This is a genomic window from Sphingopyxis sp., from assembly GCF_965279725.1.
Lineage (GTDB): Bacteria > Pseudomonadota > Alphaproteobacteria > Sphingomonadales > Sphingomonadaceae > Sphingopyxis.
Genome location: NZ_CBDIIL010000003.1, coordinates 578,369 through 594,054 on the forward strand (window position 1 = coordinate 578,369; position 15,686 = coordinate 594,054).

Consider the following 15,686-nt stretch of genomic DNA (forward strand, 5'->3'; position numbering starts at 1 on the left):
GGAGCGGAGAACGCGACCGGGTCGCGAAGTGCAACGCCGCACCAACCACCCACCCCCACCCCCTTGCATTTCCCCACCCCCCGCGTAAGGCGTCCCCAACAAAAACCGCGCGCGCGACTCCTGCTGGCCCCGCTCTCCCGCCACGCCAGCGGACGGTCTTCCCCCGCCGCGCCAACAGGGGACTGCTGCAAGATGACGACCACCGGACACGACACCCTCGGCACCCGCTCGACGCTCGACGTCGGCGGCAAAAGCTACGCCTATTATTCGCTCGACAAGGCCGCAGCAAAGCTGGGCGATGTGTCGCGGCTGCCGTTCAGCATGAAGGTGCTGCTCGAAAACCTGCTGCGCTTCGAAGATGGCGGCTTCACCGTGTCGACCGATGACGTGAAAGCGATCGTCGACTGGCAGAAGGACCCGCATTCGAACCAGGAAATCCAGTATCGCCCCGCGCGCGTGCTGCTCCAGGATTTTACCGGGGTTCCCTGCGTCGTCGACCTCGCCGCGATGCGCGATGCGATCGCCAAGCTCGGCGGTGACACGACCAAGATCAACCCGCTCGTCCCGGTCCACCTCGTCATCGATCACTCGGTCATGGTCGACGAATTCGGCCATCCGAAGGCGTTCGAGCAGAATGTCGAGATCGAATATTATCGCAATGGCGAACGCTATGACTTCCTGAAATGGGGGTCGAAGAGCCTCGACAATTTCAAGGCGGTCCCCCCGGGCACCGGCATCTGTCACCAGGTCAATCTGGAGCATATCGCGCAGGCGGTGTGGTCGAGCCAGGACGCCGACGGCAATCTGGTCGCCTATCCCGACACCTGCGTCGGCACCGACAGCCACACGACGATGATCAACGGGCTCGGCGTGCTCGGCTGGGGCGTCGGCGGGATCGAGGCCGAGGCCGCGATGCTGGGCCAGCCGGTGTCGATGCTGATCCCCGAAGTCGTCGGCTTCAAGCTGACCGGCGCGCTGAAGGAAGGCGTTACCGCGACCGACCTGGTTCTCACCGCGACGCAGATGCTGCGCGCCAAGGGCGTCGTCGGGCGCTTCGTCGAATATTTCGGTCCCGGCCTGTCGTCGCTGTCGCTCGCCGACCGCGCGACGCTGGCCAATATGGCGCCGGAATATGGCGCGACCTGCGGCTTCTTCGGCATCGACGAAAAGACGCTCGATTACATGCGCCTGACCGGCCGCACCGCCGAAAATGTCGCGCTGGTCGAGGCCTATGCCAAGGCGCAGGGGCTGTGGCTGTCCGCCGACATGGCCGACCCGATCTTCACCGACACGCTCGAACTCGACATGGGGACGGTCGTTCCCAGCCTCGCGGGGCCGAAGCGTCCGCAGGACAAGGTCATCCTCACCGAAGTCGACGATGTGTTCAACGCCGACCTCGCCTCGGTGTACAAGCATGACGGCATCAAGCGCGTTCCGGTGGCGGGCGCTGCCCATGACATCGGCGACGGCGACGTCGTGATCGCCGCGATCACCAGCTGCACCAACACCTCGAACCCCGGGGTGATGGTCGCCGCGGGTCTGGTCGCGCGCAAGGCGAATGCGTTGGGCCTCAAGCCCAAGCCGTGGGTCAAGACCTCGCTCGCGCCGGGATCGCAGGTCGTCACCGACTATTTCGACCGCGCCGGGCTGACCGCCGATCTCGACGCGATCGGCTTCAACCTCGTCGGCTATGGCTGCACCACCTGTATCGGCAATTCGGGGCCGCTCGCGGGGCCGATTTCGGAGGCGATCAACAGCAACGACATCGTCGCCGCGTCGGTCATTTCGGGCAACCGCAACTTCGAAGGCCGCGTGTCGCCCGACGTGCGCGCCAACTTCCTCGCCTCGCCGCCGCTGGTTGTTGCCTATGCTTTGAAGGGTACGGTGACCGAAGATTTCACCACCACGCCCATTGGCCAGGACCAGTCGGGCAATGACGTCTTCCTCGCCGACATCTGGCCGACCAACCAGGAAGTCGCCGACACGATGGCGGCGTGCATCGACCGCGATATGTTCGAGGCGCGCTACGAGCATGTCTATCGCGGCGACGAACATTGGCAGAAGATCGAGGTCGAGGGCAGCGACACCTATCAGTGGCGCGCCGGGTCGACCTATGTCGCCAACCCGCCGTACTTCGAGGGCATGAGCATGACCCCGGCGCCAGTGTCCGACATCATCGACGCAAAGCCGCTCGCGATCCTGGGTGACAGCATCACGACCGACCACATCTCTCCGGCTGGCAGCATCAAGGCGGACAGCCCGGCCGGAAAATGGCTTATGGAACATCAGGTTAACAAGGCCGACTTCAACAGCTACGGCGCCCGCCGCGGCCACCACGACGTGATGATGCGCGGCACCTTCGCCAACATCCGCATCAAAAACGAGATGGTCCCCGGCATCGAAGGCGGCATGTCGCGCTATGGCGCCGAAGTCATGCCGATCTACGACGCCGCGATGCGCCACAAGGCCGACGGCACGCCCTTGGTGGTCATCGCGGGCAAGGAATATGGCACCGGCTCGTCGCGCGACTGGGCGGCAAAGGGCACCAACCTGCTCGGGGTTCGCACCGTGATCGTCGAGAGTTTCGAGCGTATCCACCGCTCGAACCTCGTCGGCATGGGCGTCCTGCCGCTCCAGTTCATGGACGGCGACACGCGCGAAACACTCGGCCTGACCGGCGACGACACCTTTACGATCACCGGCGTCGCGGACTTGAAACCGCGGCAGACGGTAACCGTCAACGTCACTCGCCCCGACGGCTCGACCTTCAGCTTCGATACGCTGTGCCGCATCGATACCGCGAACGAGGTCGAATATTATATGAACGGCGGCATCCTGCACTACGTCCTGCGCAAGCTCGCGGCGTAAGCCGACAAGCATGGGCAAGTTGCTGATCCTTGTCATCGGTTTGGTTCTCGGCCTGTTCCTCGCCCGCTATTTGCGTGGGCAAAGGACAGGCCGCGAACGCACCGCGCCGCCGCCGCGGCCAATGGTGCGCGTCGGCGACGAGCGGATCGACGATGAGAAAATCCGCGCCCTGATCCGCCAGGATCGCAAGATCGACGCGATCAAGCTGGTCCGCGACCGCACCGGCTTCAGCCTGGCCGAAGCCAAGGATGCGGTCGAGGCACTCGAACAGACGATGCGCTGAATCACCTGTCCCCCACCGGGGTGCAGGCCACCCTGAGGGACACGCCATGGACGCTTTCCGCATCGCGATCGAGGTTATCGGCTGGCTCGCCGCCGCGCTCATCCTCGCCAGCTACGTCCTCCTCTCGCTCGGCCGGATCGAACCGCGCAACTATCTCTATCAATGGATGAACGTGATCGGCGCCAGCGGCTTTGTGCTCAACTCGGGCTATAATGGCGCACTACCCTCCGCAGGACTGAATGTCGTGTGGGCTTTGATGGGCGTCTTCACCCTGTGGAGCGTGTGGCGCGCACGCAAGGCGGCGGCCGCCACCGTTCCCTAGGGTTTCGTCGCCGCATCCCAGGCCGCAACCTTGGCCTTCGTCTCGGTGAGCATCGTATCGAGCGCCGCGCGATCATGTACGGTCCCCCGCATGATCACCGTGTCGATCGCCCGCGTCGCCGCAATATCGTCCAATGGATTGCGCGTCAGCAGCACGAGATCCGCGGCCATGCCGGGCTTGATCGCGCCATAACGACCCAGCCAGCCGAACCACGCCGGCCCCGCGCGCGTCGCCGATGCCAGCGCCTGCGCCGGGGTCAGCCCCTTTTCCACGAATAGCGCGATTTCGTCGTGCAGGCCAAAGCCCGGATAGTTGAAGCTGTTGAGGAAGCCCGCGTCGGTCCCCGCGATGATCGGCACGCCGGCCTCGGCCAGCATCGGCAGGATGGTGGCGATATCCTCGATCTGCTTGTGCCGCACCGCGATGCCCACCGCATCGGCCTTCGCCGCGCGTTCGACCCGCCATTCGTATGTCTTGCGCAGCTTCGGCCCGATATAGGACAGCCCCGCGTCTTTCGAATGATCATCGCGATCAAGGTAGGCGATGATACGACTGCCGTTCAGCGTCGGGGTGACGAACACCCCCTGCCGCGCAAAGCGGCGATAGGCGGCCATCGCCGTATCACGATCAAAACCCGTATCGAGCCGGCGGTTCGCTTCGGCGCGGTCGATGCGGCCCGCGGCGAAATCGGCGGCGATGGCTGCTTCGTCCTTCGCGCCGGCATTATAGGCATAGTCGAGATGCTCGATCGAACTGATACCCGCGTCGACCGCCTGCTCGGTCGTTAACGCCATGGGGATATGGCCCGACGTACGCAGACCCAACGCCCTGGCTTGGCGCAGCGCATAAAGGAACAGTTCGGGTTTCAGGGTGCTGTCGGTGATTTTCACAAAATCGACCTTGTCGCGTTGTTGCAAGCGCGTGAGCGCCGCGTCGACATCGGCCTCACTGCCGACCTCGATCGTGCCTTTCCACAGCGGCGCGATTCCTTCGATCTTCGCGCCCGAGGTCAGAAGGCGCGGGCCGAACAGCCCGCCGTTCGCAATCTCGCCGCGCCATGCCAGAACCTGGTCGGGCAGATCTCCCGACGCATCGCGGATTGTCGTGATCCCGTTCGCGACATAAAGAGGCAACAGCGCCTTATTCTCTTCGATCAGGTCGGGGCCACCGCCGAAATGAACGTGCATGTCCCATAGGCCGGGAATCAGAAATTTGCCCTTACCGTCGATCTGCCGCGCGGCACGCCAATCGCGCGCGATCGCCGCGTCGGCGCCGACCGCGACAATATCCTCCCCGCCCAGCACCACGGCCTGCTCCGGCGCGGTCGTTGCTGCCTCGACATCGACCAACGTCACGTGGCGAAAGATGATATCGGCCTGTTTCGGCGCGGCCGACACCGGCGGCGAAACAGCGAGCAAGGTTAACGTGATCGCGGCAAGCAGGCGTTTCATGGCGAGGATTCCTTCCAGACAGGGAAGCCCCTTAACGCCGCACAGGCCGACACAACAAGACGGGAGGAAGATGGTGGGCGATGACGGGCTCGAACCGCCGACATTCTCGGTGTAAACGAGACGCTCTACCAACTGAGCTAATCGCCCCCGTTCAGGGAAGCGCGCCCCTGCCACAAGCCGCGCCTTCTGGCAAGCTCATGCCTACTCCTCCAGCGCCTCGAAATAGCGCGCCAGCGCGTCGCACGCGCCTTCGGCCAGCACGATGAAGATGCGGCGACCGTCGTGTGGGTCGGCGTCGCGCACAAATAACCCGGCGTCGGTCATCGTCTTGATCCAGCGCAGTGCGGTCGTTGCCGGAACTGCCGCCGCGATGCACAGGCTCGACACCGACACCGGCTGGCGTTCCAGCCGCGCGGCATACAGGTCGAGCAGCATGTCCCATGCCGGATCGGCGAACAGGTCGGCCGGGAAATATTGTTCGCGCATCCGTCGCTGGCGCAGCATCCGCCGCACCGCTTTGGCGCGTTGCCGGTCGACCATGCGCTCTTCGGGCACGAAGCTGCGGGGGATGGCGGCGTAGTCGCGCGGCGGCGAGCGGACTTGCTCCGGGTAGTCGGCGAAATCATCGCCTCGCCCCGCAAAGCCGGTCGGCGTGCCGCTCAGGCCGCGCTGACCCGCGAGGTCGCCCAGCAAGCGCGAAATACGCGCGACTTCCTCTTGCAGTTGATCGATCCGCTCCATCGCATCGCCCCGCGCGATATCGTGGACCGTCATATGCGGCGTGCGCCGCGCCGCGGCCAGCGCGACAAGCCGGTCAGCCGCATCGGCATCGACCAGATATTCGGTGCGCAGCGCTTCGGGGATCGCCGCTGCAACGCGATCAAGCCCCGCGAGCGTGGTTTCGCAGATCAGCCCGCATTCCCGCTCGGCCGCTGCGGAGCAAAGATCGGCAAGTATCTCGCTTTCGATGGTTTCCGCGTCGGCCAGCCAGATCATGTCGACGCCGATCATCTGCCGCACATGCCCTGCAGCGCGCTTTGCCGGAACGGTCGCGACGAGACGCACGCCCTCTACAAGCGACAAATCGGGAATCGCCGTTGGCGATCCGACGATCAACAGTCGCGCGGGTATCGCGGCGCGGCCCGAAGTCACCGGCCAGCCCGTCGGCAGCGACATTCCCGATACATCCAACCGCGTTTGTGTCCTTTGGTCCATCATGCTGCCATCCCCGTTTCCACCGCTCCACCTTGGCGTGACTATGTCGTCATTTCGGCTATATTCACCTTTTGTTCGTTCCCATTTGCCGCCAGATCGGACCCAAGCTATCGTCATTGCCTGAGTCGGCGTATGCCGGCCCGATTGGAACAAGTCCATTTTGGACATGGTTTGTTCTTTTCGTCAATATTTTTTCAACGCTTGCCAAGGCGGACGACGCGAGTCAGGCGAAGCATCATGGCCCGAAATCCCCCCTCGCTCACCCGGCTCCGCAGGCGTCGCCGCGTCCGGTCGCTCGCGGCGCTGTTGCTGCTGATCGGGCTGGCACTGGCGGCATGGGTGTGGCTGCCAACACCGGCCGTCACCGTACCGCTCGTCCATGTGATTGACGGCGACAGCCTGACGGTGCAACGGGACGGCGCGTCGTTGACGATCCGCTTGACCGGAATCGATGCGGTCGAATATCGGCAGGATTGCGCACGCAGCGATGCGAGCCGCTGGCCGTGCGGCCGCGACGCGCGCACGATGCTCGAAAAAATCGCGGGGCGCGGGCCGCTCCATTGCGAAGTGGCGGCAAAGGATCGGTACGACCGCACGCTCGCCGCCTGCCGCACCCTGCCCTTTCCCGACGGTCTGGACCTTGGCGCCGAAATGGTCCGTCAAGGCGGCGCGGTGGCGACGGACGATTCCTACATGGTCGAGGAAGCCGAGGCGCAGACAAAGCGGCGTGGAATCTGGCAGGGCGACTTTATCCAGCCCGCCGATTGGCGCGCGGCGCACGAGCGCCCGGCAACCGCGCTGGCGCCGCCCGACGGATAGCGAAAACGCACCCGCTATGCCTCGCCGCGATTTCCGGCTAGGGCGAGCGTCATGAACAGCCTGTTTCCCGTCATGATCGGCGGCGCGGTCGGCGCCGGTGCCCGCCATCTGGTGGGTCAAGCGATGCTTGCGCGGCTCGGCCCCGGTTTCCCGTGGTGGACGCTGTCGATCAATGTCGTCGGCGGTCTTTTGATGGGGCTGCTGATCGGATCGCTCGCGCGGAGCAGCGATGGCGGCGAAACGACGCGGCTGTTCGTCGGCGTCGGGGTTCTCGGCGGTTTCACCACTTTCTCCTCTTTCAGTATGGAATTCTGGATGCTTTTCGAACGCGGCCAAAACGCTCAGGCGGCCGCCTATGTCATCGCCTCGGTCACTGGTGCGATCATCGCCTGCGGACTAGGCTTGTTTGTCATGCGACAGGTGTCAGCATGAGCGACACCAGGGCGACTCTTGATGGCGCGACCATCGCCGAGGAAGACGACGGCATCCGGCTCGATCGCTGGTTCAAGCGTCACCGCGAAGGGACTCCGCATGCGCTGCTCGCGCGCTGGGCGCGGTCAGGGGCGCTGACGCTCGACGGGAAAAAGGCCGACGTCTCCGACCGGATCGCGACCGGTCAGATATTGGTCATGCCGACGCCACCGGTCGAGGCCGCGGCACGCCCGGCACGCAAGGGCCGCCCGCTAACCGACGCCGATGTCGAATTGGCGACAGGCATGATGATCCACCGCGACGCGAGCGCCCTGGTGCTAAACAAGCCGCCCGGGCTCGCGACGCAAGGCGGGACCAAGACCGACGCGCATGTCGACGGGCTGCTCGATGCGCTCAAATTCGACGGGCCGACGCGACCCAAACTCGTCCACCGGCTCGATAAGGACACGTCGGGCGCTCTGCTGATTGCACGCACGCCAAAGGCGGCGGCCTTTTTTGCCAAAAGCTTTTCAAACCGCAGCGCACGCAAAACCTATTGGGCGTTGATCGTCGGGGTACCCGACATCCAGCAGGGCGAGATCGACCTGCCGCTGGCAAAGCAGCCGGGGTCGGGCGGCGAGAAGATGCACGTCCATGACGACGGTCTGCCCTCGAAAACCCGCTATCGCGTGATCGAACGCGCCGGAAACAGCGCCGCTTGGGTCGAGTTGCAACCGCTGACCGGACGCACGCATCAGTTGCGCGTCCACATGGCTGCGATCGGCCATCCGATCGTCGGCGACGGCAAATATGGCGGCAAGGGCGCGTTTCTCACCGGAACGATTAGCCGCAAGATGCATCTGCACAGCCGGCGACTGCGCATCGACCACCCCGACGGCGGGACGATCGACGTGCAGGCCGAACTGCCCGACCATTTCGCCGCCAGCATCGACGATCTGGGTTTCGATATGCTGCTCGGCGATGTCGGGATCGATGCAGGCGAAAAGGGGCCGCCGCCGAAATCGGCGCTGAAGGCCCAAGCCAAGGCGCATAGCAAGCAGATCCGCAAAGCACGGCGCGGCGAACGGCGCGGCCGCACCGCCGACAGCAAGCCGACCGACTTTGCCGGAAAATCGGCAAAGGAAAAGGCAAAAGCGGGCAAGCCAGGTAAGCCCGCGCCAAAGAAGCCGGCGGGCAAAAAGCCGAGCGCCAAGAAGCATCCGGCGCGGACCGCCAAGCCCGGCTGATGCATCCCGATCCCGCCTTTCGGCCCAAGACCGTGGACCTTGCGGCGCTGCTGGTGCGTGAGGTCGGCTTTGCCGCGATTTTTGCGAGCACCCCTGACGGACCGCGGGTCGCGCATGCGCCGGTGGTGCTGGGCGCCGACGACCGCACACTGCAATTCCACCTCGCCCGCGGCAACGGACTGACCCGGCACCTCGATGGCGCGACGGCTCTGGCGGTTGTTCAGGGACCCGACGCCTATGTCAGCGCCGGCTGGTACAATGAGGCTGATCAGGTCCCGACCTGGAACTATGTCGCGGTCGAGATGGAGGGCATCGTCCGCAAGCTCGACCGCGAGGCGCTGGTGGCGCAACTCGACAATTTGTCGGCGCATCACGAGGGCCGCATCGGCGCCAATCCACCGTGGACGCGCTACAAGATGAACCCCACGATCTTTGGCCGGATGGCCGACGCGATTATCGGCTTTGAAATGACGATCAGCGCGTGGCGCCCCACAGTGAAACTGTCGCAGAACAAATCGGATGACGAGCGCGGACGGGTGATCGATAGGCTGCAGGCGCAGGGCCATGGCGCGCTTGCCCATTTGATGGACCAGTTGGCTGGCCGAGGAGAGAAACCATGATGAGCCCCGCCGATGAGGCGCTTGCCAAGAAACGCTATTTTGCGATCAATCTGATGCGAATCGTCGGCGCCTTTTTCGTTATGGTTGGCTTTGTGCTCGTCGCGGGCCGCTGGGCGATCATGGGCCAGCCAACCGACCGCTATATCGGCGTCGCCGTGGTGCTGATCGGCGCGTTCGATTTTGCGGTGTTCCCGACGCTGCTCGCGCGGCGTTGGCGGAGCCCAAAGGAGCTGTGAAGCGATTCTGGAAAGCGGCGAGCGTCGTCGAAGCCGACGGCGGCTGGGGCATCGCGCTCGACGGACGGCCGTTGCGCACGCCGTATCGCGCGGTGTTGGCCTTGCCAAACGCCGCGCTGGGTGAGGCGGTCGCCGCCGAGTGGGAGGCGCAAGCGGCTGACGTCGATCCGGTGAGCATGCCGTTGACCGGGCTGGCCAATGCTGCGACCGACCTGGCGACCCCCGATCCCGCATCGTTCATTGAACCCGTCGCCGCCTATGCAGCGACCGACCTTTTCTGTTATCGCGACGACCGCGACGCGCTGTTGCAGGCCGAACAGGTTGCGGCGTGGAACCCGCTGCTCGCCTGGGCCGAAGAACGATTCGCGGTCGAGTTTGCGATTACGCAGGGCATCTTGCCGATCGACCAGCCGCCGGAGACGGTCGCGGCGCTGCGCGCGGCGGTGATGGCGCTCGATCCGTGGCGGATGACCGCCCTGACCCCCCTTGTCACGATCGGCGGGTCGCTCGTCGCGGGCCTTGCATGCATCGAGGAGGTGTTTGACGCAGCGGCCTTATGGCAAGCGGTGAGCCTCGACGAACTATATCAGGAACGCCGCTGGGGCGCCGATGCTTTGGCGCAGGCACAGCGTGCCGCGCATAAGCGCGACTGGGACAATGCCATGCGGTTTCTGGAGTTATTGGATTAACCGTCGCCCCCGCGAATGCGGGGGTAACGGACATCAATCGACGAAATTCGGCTTGCGCTTCTGCATCCCCGCCATCACCGCCTCCATCTGGTTCGGGGTGCGGATGACCTTCACCTGCTCGTCGCTTTCGGCCTGCAATATTTCGGCATCGCTCGCGTCGGCCAGCATGTTGCACAGCCGCTTGGCGCCGCGGATCGCGTGCGGATTCTTGTCGGCGATCACTTCGGCCAGCTCCATCGCCTTTGCCAGCGGATCGTCCGAAATATGGGTCGCGAAACCCAGCAGTTTGGCCTCCGACCCGTTGAACTCGCGGTTCGTGTAGATCATCTCGCGGAGCACATCGTCGGCGACCTGCGTCCGCCACAACGCCATTCCGGCGACGTCCGGCACCAGACCCCAGCGCATCTCCATGATCGCAATGCGCGTGTCTGGATGGACGATGCGGATGTCGGCGGCGGCCATGATCTGGCTGCCCGCGCCAAATGCCACGCCGTGCACCGCGGCGATCACCGGCACCGGAATCTCACGCCAGCCCCATGCGGCATATTGCGGATTGTTCGCGATGCCGTTCGTTCGTTCAGCCAGAGTGCCGCCCGCGCTGCTCGCGCCCGGCGCCCGGTCGTCGCTGAGGCTCGACAGGTCCAGCCCCGCGCAAAAAGCGCGCCCTTCGCCCGACAGGACGACGACGCGCAGGCCGGACATATTCTTGAGCGTATCGATCGCCTCAATCAGCGCCGCCCACATATCGGCGTCGAGCGCGTTCATCTTGTCGGCGCGGATCAGGCGAACGTCGGCGATGCCGCCTTCGAGCATCGTGATCGAAATCCGGTCTTTCATGGGAGAGTCCTTGCAAGCGCCGCCTCGACGAGCGGCAGTTGATCGTTACCAAAATACATATCGTCGCCATCGACGAAAATCGACGGCGATCCGTAACCGCCGCGCGCGATCACCTCTTCGGTGTTGGCGCGCAGCCGCGCTTTCACTGCATCAGTCGTCGACGCAGCGCGGATTGCGGCGCCAGCGAGCCCCGCGCTGTTGGCAACAGCCTCCAGCACGTCGGGGTCGTCAAGATTTTCCTGCGCACCGAAATAGCTTTCGAACGCCGCGTGCGCGAACGCAATCAGCGCCGACTGGTCATCCTCAAGCGCAACCGCAAACCGCATCGCGTTGACGCTCTTCGCCGGGTGCCATCGCGACGGAAAATTCATCTCGACGCCCGCGAGTTGGGCCCAATCCTTCAGCACCTTCCAGCTATGGAGGAGCTTACGATTGTCAGCCTGTTCGCGCGTGACATAGACACTTTGGTTCACCGCATTGAAGATGCCTCCGACCAGGACGGGCCGGAAGATCGCCCTTGCCCCGGTGCGCTCGACGATCGCATGGACGTTGGTGAAGGCGAGGTACGTCCAGGGAGACGACAGGTCGAAAAAGAACGCAAGGGCGCGCGGCATTACCCCTTCGCCTTGTCCCAATATTGATCGCGCAGCAGGCGCTTATAAAGCTTGCCGGTATCGTGACGCGGCAGCGCTTCCATGAAATCGATACGACGCGGAATTTTTACCCCCGACAGTTTTTCGCGGCAATAGGCGATCAGATCGTCGCGCAGCGCGTCGCCCACGTCGGCCATGTTCGCGGGCTGGATCACCGCGATGACTTCTTCGCCAAAATCGTCGTGCGGGCCGCCAACGACCGCGACATCGGCAACCGCGGGGTGGGTAACGAGGTGGTTTTCGATTTCCTGCGGATAGACGTTCACCCCGCCGGTGATGATCATGAAGCTTTTGCGGTCGGTGAGGTAGAGGAAGCCCTCTTCATCGACCTTACCCACATCGCCAAGGGTCGACCAACCCTTGCTATTGCGGCTGGACGCGGTTTTTTCGTTATCTCCATGATATTCGAAGACATTTTCGCTTTCGAAAAAGACGGCGCCTTCTTCATTCGGACCAAGCTCGGTCTCATTGTCCTCGTCCATGACATGCACCGCACCCAGGATCGGGCGACCGACGCTGCCCTTGTGGGTCAGCCAGTCAGGGCTGGAGATAAAGGTCATGCCATTCCCCTCCGATCCCGCATAATATTCGAACAGGACCGGTCCCCACCACTCGATCATCGCCTGCTTGACCGGGATCGGACATGGCGCCGCCGCATGGATCGCGACCTTGAGCGACGTGGTATCGTAACGAGTGCGCGCATCGGCGGGCAGTTTGAGCATGCGAACGAAATGGGTCGGCACCCACTGGCTGGCGTTGACGCGATATTTTTCGATAAATGATAGCGCCGCCTCGGGATCGAATTTCTTCATCAGCACGACGGTGCCACCAAGCCGGTGGATGGTCATCGACCAGCGCAGCGGCGCGGCGTGATAGAGCGGCGCGGGAGACAAATAGATGCTGTCGGCATTGATCTGAAAAACTGCCGAGGCGAGCATGACCAGGCTGTTGCCCGCGTCGATGGCAGTATCCTCGGGCAAAGGCACGCGCACGCCCTTGGGACGTCCCGTGGTTCCGGACGAATAGAGCATGTCCACCCCGGCGCGCTCGTCGGCGACCGGCGTCGCGGGCATCGATGCAACGGCATCTTCCCAGCTTGCATAGCCAGCGATGTCGCCGCCCATCGCGAAGCGTTTGATCCGGGTCGTGAGCTGCTGCGCGGCGCCAGCGAGGCTCGCCGAAACAACGAGAATCTGCGCACCCGAATTTTCGAGGATATAGTCGGTTTCGTCCTGCGTCAGCCGTGACGAAATGCAGACGTAGCGCAGGCCGGCGCGCTGGGCGCCCCATGTCAGCCCATAATAATGCGGGGTGTTCTCGAGCATAAAGGCGACGACATCCTCATGCCCTAGCCCGTGCGCGCGAAACAGCTGCGCGGCGCGATTCGATGCGGCGTCGAGCTCGCCATAGCTGATCGCCTCGCCGGTTTCGGCGACGATGATCGCCGGTTTTGCGGGATTGCTGCGGGCGTGAACGGAAGGGTGCATCGGGCCATCATCTCCGGGAATCGTTGGTTTGTTATGTCGAAGATCAGTAGCAAGCTGAAACTTTTGGTCAAGCAAGGGGAGGGAAACGCGCCCCTTCGGGCGTCAAACACACACGATCGGGCCGCGACCGCAGCGCATAGCCCTGCCCCTTCACCGTTCGCAGCATCGGCCAGTCAAAGCCGTGGTCAACTTTCGCACGCAGCCGCGACATATGCACTTCGACCCGATTGGTGCCAGGATCGAAATCGATCCGCCAAACCGCCCGGAGCAGCGCCGCGCGCGAGATGGGCCGGTCAGGAACGCGAGCGAGGTTGGTAAGCAGATCGAATTCGCGCAGTGGCAGTCGGATCAGCCGCCCCGCGCGCTCGACCCGCCGGTCGATCAGGTCGATGCGCAGCTCACCCTCGCCCAATTGCCCGACAGCAATGCGGCTGCGCCGGAGCAGGCTGGCGACGCGCGCGGTTACCTCGGGCAAATTCCCGGTCCACCCGACGGCGTCGTCGGCGCCGGCGCCCAGCGCCATCAACCGGTCATCCAGCGATTCGCGGTCTGACACGATGAGCAGCGGCCGCCTGCCGGCGATCGATCGCGACAGCCGCACGAACTCGCACGGCTCCTGCCAATCGAGAAACGGGTTGATGAGCAGCAGGTCGAAACAGGAATCGATCCAGGGCCGCAGGTCGCTAGCCTGCGGCAGCAGGATATGTGCTGCACAGCCGGTGGCCTCGATCGCCTCGCGCAGTTCCGCCGCCCGCGCCGCGAGCGGATGGTAAATGGCAACAAGCAATTTCCTGTCGTCTATCCCGGCCAGGCCCGATGATGCCATCCGCACACCCCCGTTGTCGTCGCAGCATGCTGTCGCGCCACCGCGCCACCGGCATTGCACCACCTTTTAGCTGTGCTAACCGATAGCCATGACCAGTATCGAAATGCTTGACGGCGACTTCGCCACCCTGCCCGACCTTGTCCGTGCGCATGCCGCGGAACGTCCTGAAGCCGTAGCGGCTGCCGATGCATTGCGGCGGCTGAGCTGGTCCGAACTGGACCAATTGACCGATCGAATCGCGGCGCGGCTGCAACAGGACGGATTCGCCAAGGGCGACCGCACCGCCATCGCCGGGCTGAACAGCGTCGAGCAGATGGCGGTGATCCTGGGCACGCTGCGTGCCGGCGGGGTTGCCGGCCTGATCACCAACAGCGCGACCGGCGAACAGATGCGGGCAATGATCGCCGACACCGGCGCGCGCCACCTGTTCCTCGACAGCGCTGCGAAAACAAGCCTGGCGGGGCAGGTCATTACCGCGAGCGATCTGATCGCGATGGATGGCAGCGACGCCGGCACCCCGCTTGATGCCTGGCTGTCGCTGGCGGGCGCGAAACCGGCGCGCGTCGATATCCAGCCCGAAGATGGCTTCAACATCATCTACTCATCGGGAACCACCGGCACACCCAAGGGCATCGTCCACAGCCATAAGATGCGGTGGCAGCATATCATCCGCGGCGCGCCCGCTTATGGCGCCGCGGCGGTGACGATCCTGTCGACGCCGCTTTATTCGAACACGACAATGGCCAGTTTCCTGCCCACCCTGGGATCGGGCGGGCAGGTCGTGCTGATGAAGAAATTCGACGCGCGCGGGTTTCTGGAGCTCGCGGCGCGTGAGCGCGCGACCAACTGTATGCTAGTGCCGGTGCAATATCGCCGTATCATGGCGCTGGAGGATTTCGACGCGTTCGACCTCAGGAGCTTCATCATGAAATATTGCACCTCGGCGCCGTTTGCCGCGCCGCTCAAGGCCGATGTGGTGGCACGCTGGCCGGGCGGGCTGGTCGAGATTTACGGGCTGACCGAGGGCGGCGCGACCTTCCTGCTCGAAGCGCATAAATATCCTGACAAGCTGCACACGGTCGGGCTGTGCGCGCCGGGACATGTCGCGAAGGTGATCGACGAGGACGGCCAGGAATTGCCGCAGGGATCGGTCGGCGAAATCGTCGGCCGCAGCCCGGCGATGATGACCGGATACAACAACCGTCCCGATGCAACCAAGGCGATGCATTGGTATGATGCAGAGGGGAACCTCTTCTATCGCCACGGCGACATCGGCCGGATCGACGACGACGGGTTCCTGACCTTGATGGACCGCGCCAAGGACATGATCATTTCGGGCGGATTCAATATCTATCCGAGCGATCTGGAAGGCATTTTACTGGCTGACGGCCGCGTCGTCGAGGCGGCGGTGGTCGGCATGCCGAGCGAGGAATGGGGCGAGACGCCGGTGGCGTTCGTGGTGCTGAAAGATGGTGCCGATCCGGAAAGCGTGCGGACCGATTGCAATGCAAAGGTCGGCAAAACGCAGCGGCTGAGCGCGGTTAATGTCGTGGCTGAACTGCCGCGCAGCCCGATCGGCAAGGTGTTGAAGCGCGAATTACGGGACGCTTATGCGGGGAAATAGCAGGGCCGTCAGCTAACGACCAGTTGCGGCCCGACACGTTCGTCATCCCGGACTTGCGCCAGGATCCATCTGCCCTCGCAGCTTAGCGCGGTACAAGG

16 protein-coding genes and 1 tRNA gene are annotated in these 15,686 nt (G+C 64.1%); 10 read left to right on the forward strand and 7 right to left on the reverse strand.

What is annotated here, in order from left to right:
• Positions 1-192 precede the first annotated feature (192 nt).
• Genes acnA through ACQY6T_RS11685 form a run of 3 tightly spaced genes read left to right on the forward strand, consistent with a single transcriptional unit; the run spans position 193 to position 3,473 of the window.
• Positions 193-2,868 (forward strand): aconitate hydratase AcnA, encoded by a 2,676-nt coding sequence (gene acnA, locus ACQY6T_RS11675; protein ID WP_428630957.1) that lies wholly within the window; start codon positions 193-195, stop codon positions 2,866-2,868.
• 10 nt (positions 2,869-2,878) lie between these two features.
• A complete protein-coding gene (locus ACQY6T_RS11680) occupies positions 2,879-3,151 on the forward strand; it encodes a ribosomal protein L7/L12 (RefSeq protein WP_428630958.1) in 273 nt (90 codons plus the stop codon).
• Positions 3,152-3,197: 46 nt separating this feature from the next.
• Positions 3,198-3,473 (forward strand): CBU_0592 family membrane protein, encoded by a 276-nt coding sequence (locus ACQY6T_RS11685; RefSeq protein ID WP_428630959.1) that lies wholly within the window; start codon positions 3,198-3,200, stop codon positions 3,471-3,473.
• Here ACQY6T_RS11685 and ACQY6T_RS11690 read toward each other — a convergent pair.
• The 3 genes from ACQY6T_RS11690 to ACQY6T_RS11700 all read right to left on the reverse strand — a co-directional run bounded on the left by ACQY6T_RS11690 (position 3,470) and on the right by ACQY6T_RS11700 (position 6,142).
• Positions 3,470-4,924 (reverse strand): amidohydrolase family protein, encoded by a 1,455-nt coding sequence (locus ACQY6T_RS11690; protein ID WP_428630960.1) that lies wholly within the window; start codon positions 4,922-4,924, stop codon positions 3,470-3,472. The genes ACQY6T_RS11685 and ACQY6T_RS11690 overlap by 4 nt on opposite strands.
• A 71-nt stretch (positions 4,925-4,995) precedes the next feature.
• A tRNA-Val gene (locus ACQY6T_RS11695) sits at positions 4,996-5,071 on the reverse strand.
• Positions 5,072-5,125: 54 nt separating this feature from the next.
• Positions 5,126-6,142 carry a MarR family transcriptional regulator gene (locus tag ACQY6T_RS11700; RefSeq protein WP_428630961.1) on the reverse strand — a complete coding sequence of 339 codons (1,017 nt, stop codon included), beginning with the start codon at positions 6,140-6,142 and terminating at the stop codon, positions 5,126-5,128.
• Between the two features lie 234 nt (positions 6,143-6,376).
• Here ACQY6T_RS11700 and ACQY6T_RS11705 point away from each other — a divergent pair, with 234 nt between their 5' ends.
• Genes ACQY6T_RS11705 through ACQY6T_RS11730 form a run of 6 tightly spaced genes read left to right on the forward strand, consistent with a single transcriptional unit; the run spans position 6,377 to position 10,161 of the window.
• The gene (locus ACQY6T_RS11705) at positions 6,377-6,958 is read left to right on the forward strand and encodes a thermonuclease family protein (protein ID WP_428630962.1); all 582 of its coding nucleotides are present in this window, start codon (positions 6,377-6,379) and stop codon (positions 6,956-6,958) included.
• Between the two features lie 51 nt (positions 6,959-7,009).
• Positions 7,010-7,390: a fluoride efflux transporter CrcB gene (gene crcB, locus ACQY6T_RS11710; RefSeq protein ID WP_428630963.1), complete on the forward strand. Its 381-nt coding sequence runs from the start codon at positions 7,010-7,012 to the stop codon at positions 7,388-7,390.
• The gene (locus tag ACQY6T_RS11715) at positions 7,387-8,616 is read left to right on the forward strand and encodes an RluA family pseudouridine synthase (protein ID WP_428630964.1); all 1,230 of its coding nucleotides are present in this window, start codon (positions 7,387-7,389) and stop codon (positions 8,614-8,616) included. Before crcB ends, ACQY6T_RS11715 begins: the two co-directional genes overlap by 4 nt.
• On the forward strand, positions 8,616-9,236 hold the full coding sequence (locus tag ACQY6T_RS11720; RefSeq protein ID WP_428630965.1) for an FMN-binding negative transcriptional regulator: 621 nt from the start codon (positions 8,616-8,618) through the stop codon (positions 9,234-9,236). Before ACQY6T_RS11715 ends, ACQY6T_RS11720 begins: the two co-directional genes overlap by 1 nt.
• Entirely contained in the window at positions 9,233-9,472 is a 240-nt protein-coding gene (locus tag ACQY6T_RS11725; RefSeq protein ID WP_428630966.1) for a hypothetical protein, read from the forward strand. The genes ACQY6T_RS11720 and ACQY6T_RS11725 overlap by 4 nt, the downstream gene beginning before the upstream one ends.
• Complete coding sequence (locus ACQY6T_RS11730) at positions 9,469-10,161, forward strand: ATP12 family chaperone protein (RefSeq protein ID WP_428630967.1); 693 nt, start codon at positions 9,469-9,471, stop codon at positions 10,159-10,161. The genes ACQY6T_RS11725 and ACQY6T_RS11730 overlap by 4 nt, the downstream gene beginning before the upstream one ends.
• Positions 10,162-10,194: 33 nt before the next feature.
• Here the strand turns inward: ACQY6T_RS11730 and ACQY6T_RS11735 are convergent, their stop codons facing one another.
• From ACQY6T_RS11735 to ACQY6T_RS11750, 4 genes are all read right to left on the reverse strand, one after another.
• A complete protein-coding gene (locus ACQY6T_RS11735; RefSeq protein ID WP_428630968.1) occupies positions 10,195-10,998 on the reverse strand; it encodes a crotonase/enoyl-CoA hydratase family protein in 804 nt (267 codons plus the stop codon).
• Positions 10,995-11,612, reverse strand: coding sequence for a 2-hydroxychromene-2-carboxylate isomerase (locus ACQY6T_RS11740; RefSeq protein ID WP_428630969.1), 618 nt, complete (start codon positions 11,610-11,612; stop codon positions 10,995-10,997). Before ACQY6T_RS11740 ends, ACQY6T_RS11735 begins: the two co-directional genes overlap by 4 nt.
• Entirely contained in the window at positions 11,612-13,138 is a 1,527-nt protein-coding gene (locus ACQY6T_RS11745) for an acyl-CoA synthetase (RefSeq protein WP_428630970.1), read from the reverse strand. The genes ACQY6T_RS11740 and ACQY6T_RS11745 overlap by 1 nt, the downstream gene beginning before the upstream one ends.
• 67 nt (positions 13,139-13,205) lie before the next feature.
• Positions 13,206-13,964 carry a response regulator transcription factor gene (locus ACQY6T_RS11750; RefSeq protein ID WP_428630971.1) on the reverse strand — a complete coding sequence of 253 codons (759 nt, stop codon included), beginning with the start codon at positions 13,962-13,964 and terminating at the stop codon, positions 13,206-13,208.
• An 88-nt stretch (positions 13,965-14,052) separates the two neighbouring features.
• Here ACQY6T_RS11750 and ACQY6T_RS11755 point away from each other — a divergent pair, with 88 nt between their 5' ends.
• On the forward strand, positions 14,053-15,588 hold the full coding sequence (locus tag ACQY6T_RS11755; protein WP_428630972.1) for a class I adenylate-forming enzyme family protein: 1,536 nt from the start codon (positions 14,053-14,055) through the stop codon (positions 15,586-15,588).
• The last annotated feature ends 98 nt before the right edge of the window (positions 15,589-15,686 follow it).

What these genes read in the sequence shown, in the direction of transcription:
- acnA (WP_428630957.1), top strand. Translation starts at nt 193, where the DNA reads ATGACGACCACCGGACACGACACCCTCGGCACCCGCTCGACGCTCGAC.
- ACQY6T_RS11680 (WP_428630958.1), top strand. Translation starts at nt 2,879, where the DNA reads ATGGGCAAGTTGCTGATCCTTGTCATCGGTTTGGTTCTCGGCCTGTTC.
- ACQY6T_RS11685 (WP_428630959.1), top strand. Translation starts at nt 3,198, where the DNA reads ATGGACGCTTTCCGCATCGCGATCGAGGTTATCGGCTGGCTCGCCGCC.
- ACQY6T_RS11690 (WP_428630960.1), bottom strand. Translation starts at nt 4,924, where the DNA reads ATGAAACGCCTGCTTGCCGCGATCACGTTAACCTTGCTCGCTGTTTCG.
- ACQY6T_RS11700 (WP_428630961.1), bottom strand. Translation starts at nt 6,142, where the DNA reads ATGATGGACCAAAGGACACAAACGCGGTTGGATGTATCGGGAATGTCG.
- ACQY6T_RS11705 (WP_428630962.1), top strand. Translation starts at nt 6,377, where the DNA reads ATGGCCCGAAATCCCCCCTCGCTCACCCGGCTCCGCAGGCGTCGCCGC.
- crcB (WP_428630963.1), top strand. Translation starts at nt 7,010, where the DNA reads ATGAACAGCCTGTTTCCCGTCATGATCGGCGGCGCGGTCGGCGCCGGT.
- ACQY6T_RS11715 (WP_428630964.1), top strand. Translation starts at nt 7,387, where the DNA reads ATGAGCGACACCAGGGCGACTCTTGATGGCGCGACCATCGCCGAGGAA.
- ACQY6T_RS11720 (WP_428630965.1), top strand. Translation starts at nt 8,616, where the DNA reads ATGCATCCCGATCCCGCCTTTCGGCCCAAGACCGTGGACCTTGCGGCG.
- ACQY6T_RS11725 (WP_428630966.1), top strand. Translation starts at nt 9,233, where the DNA reads ATGATGAGCCCCGCCGATGAGGCGCTTGCCAAGAAACGCTATTTTGCG.
- ACQY6T_RS11735 (WP_428630968.1), bottom strand. Translation starts at nt 10,998, where the DNA reads ATGAAAGACCGGATTTCGATCACGATGCTCGAAGGCGGCATCGCCGAC.
- ACQY6T_RS11740 (WP_428630969.1), bottom strand. Translation starts at nt 11,612, where the DNA reads ATGCCGCGCGCCCTTGCGTTCTTTTTCGACCTGTCGTCTCCCTGGACG.
- ACQY6T_RS11745 (WP_428630970.1), bottom strand. Translation starts at nt 13,138, where the DNA reads ATGCACCCTTCCGTTCACGCCCGCAGCAATCCCGCAAAACCGGCGATC.
- ACQY6T_RS11750 (WP_428630971.1), bottom strand. Translation starts at nt 13,964, where the DNA reads ATGGCATCATCGGGCCTGGCCGGGATAGACGACAGGAAATTGCTTGTT.
- ACQY6T_RS11755 (WP_428630972.1), top strand. Translation starts at nt 14,053, where the DNA reads ATGACCAGTATCGAAATGCTTGACGGCGACTTCGCCACCCTGCCCGAC.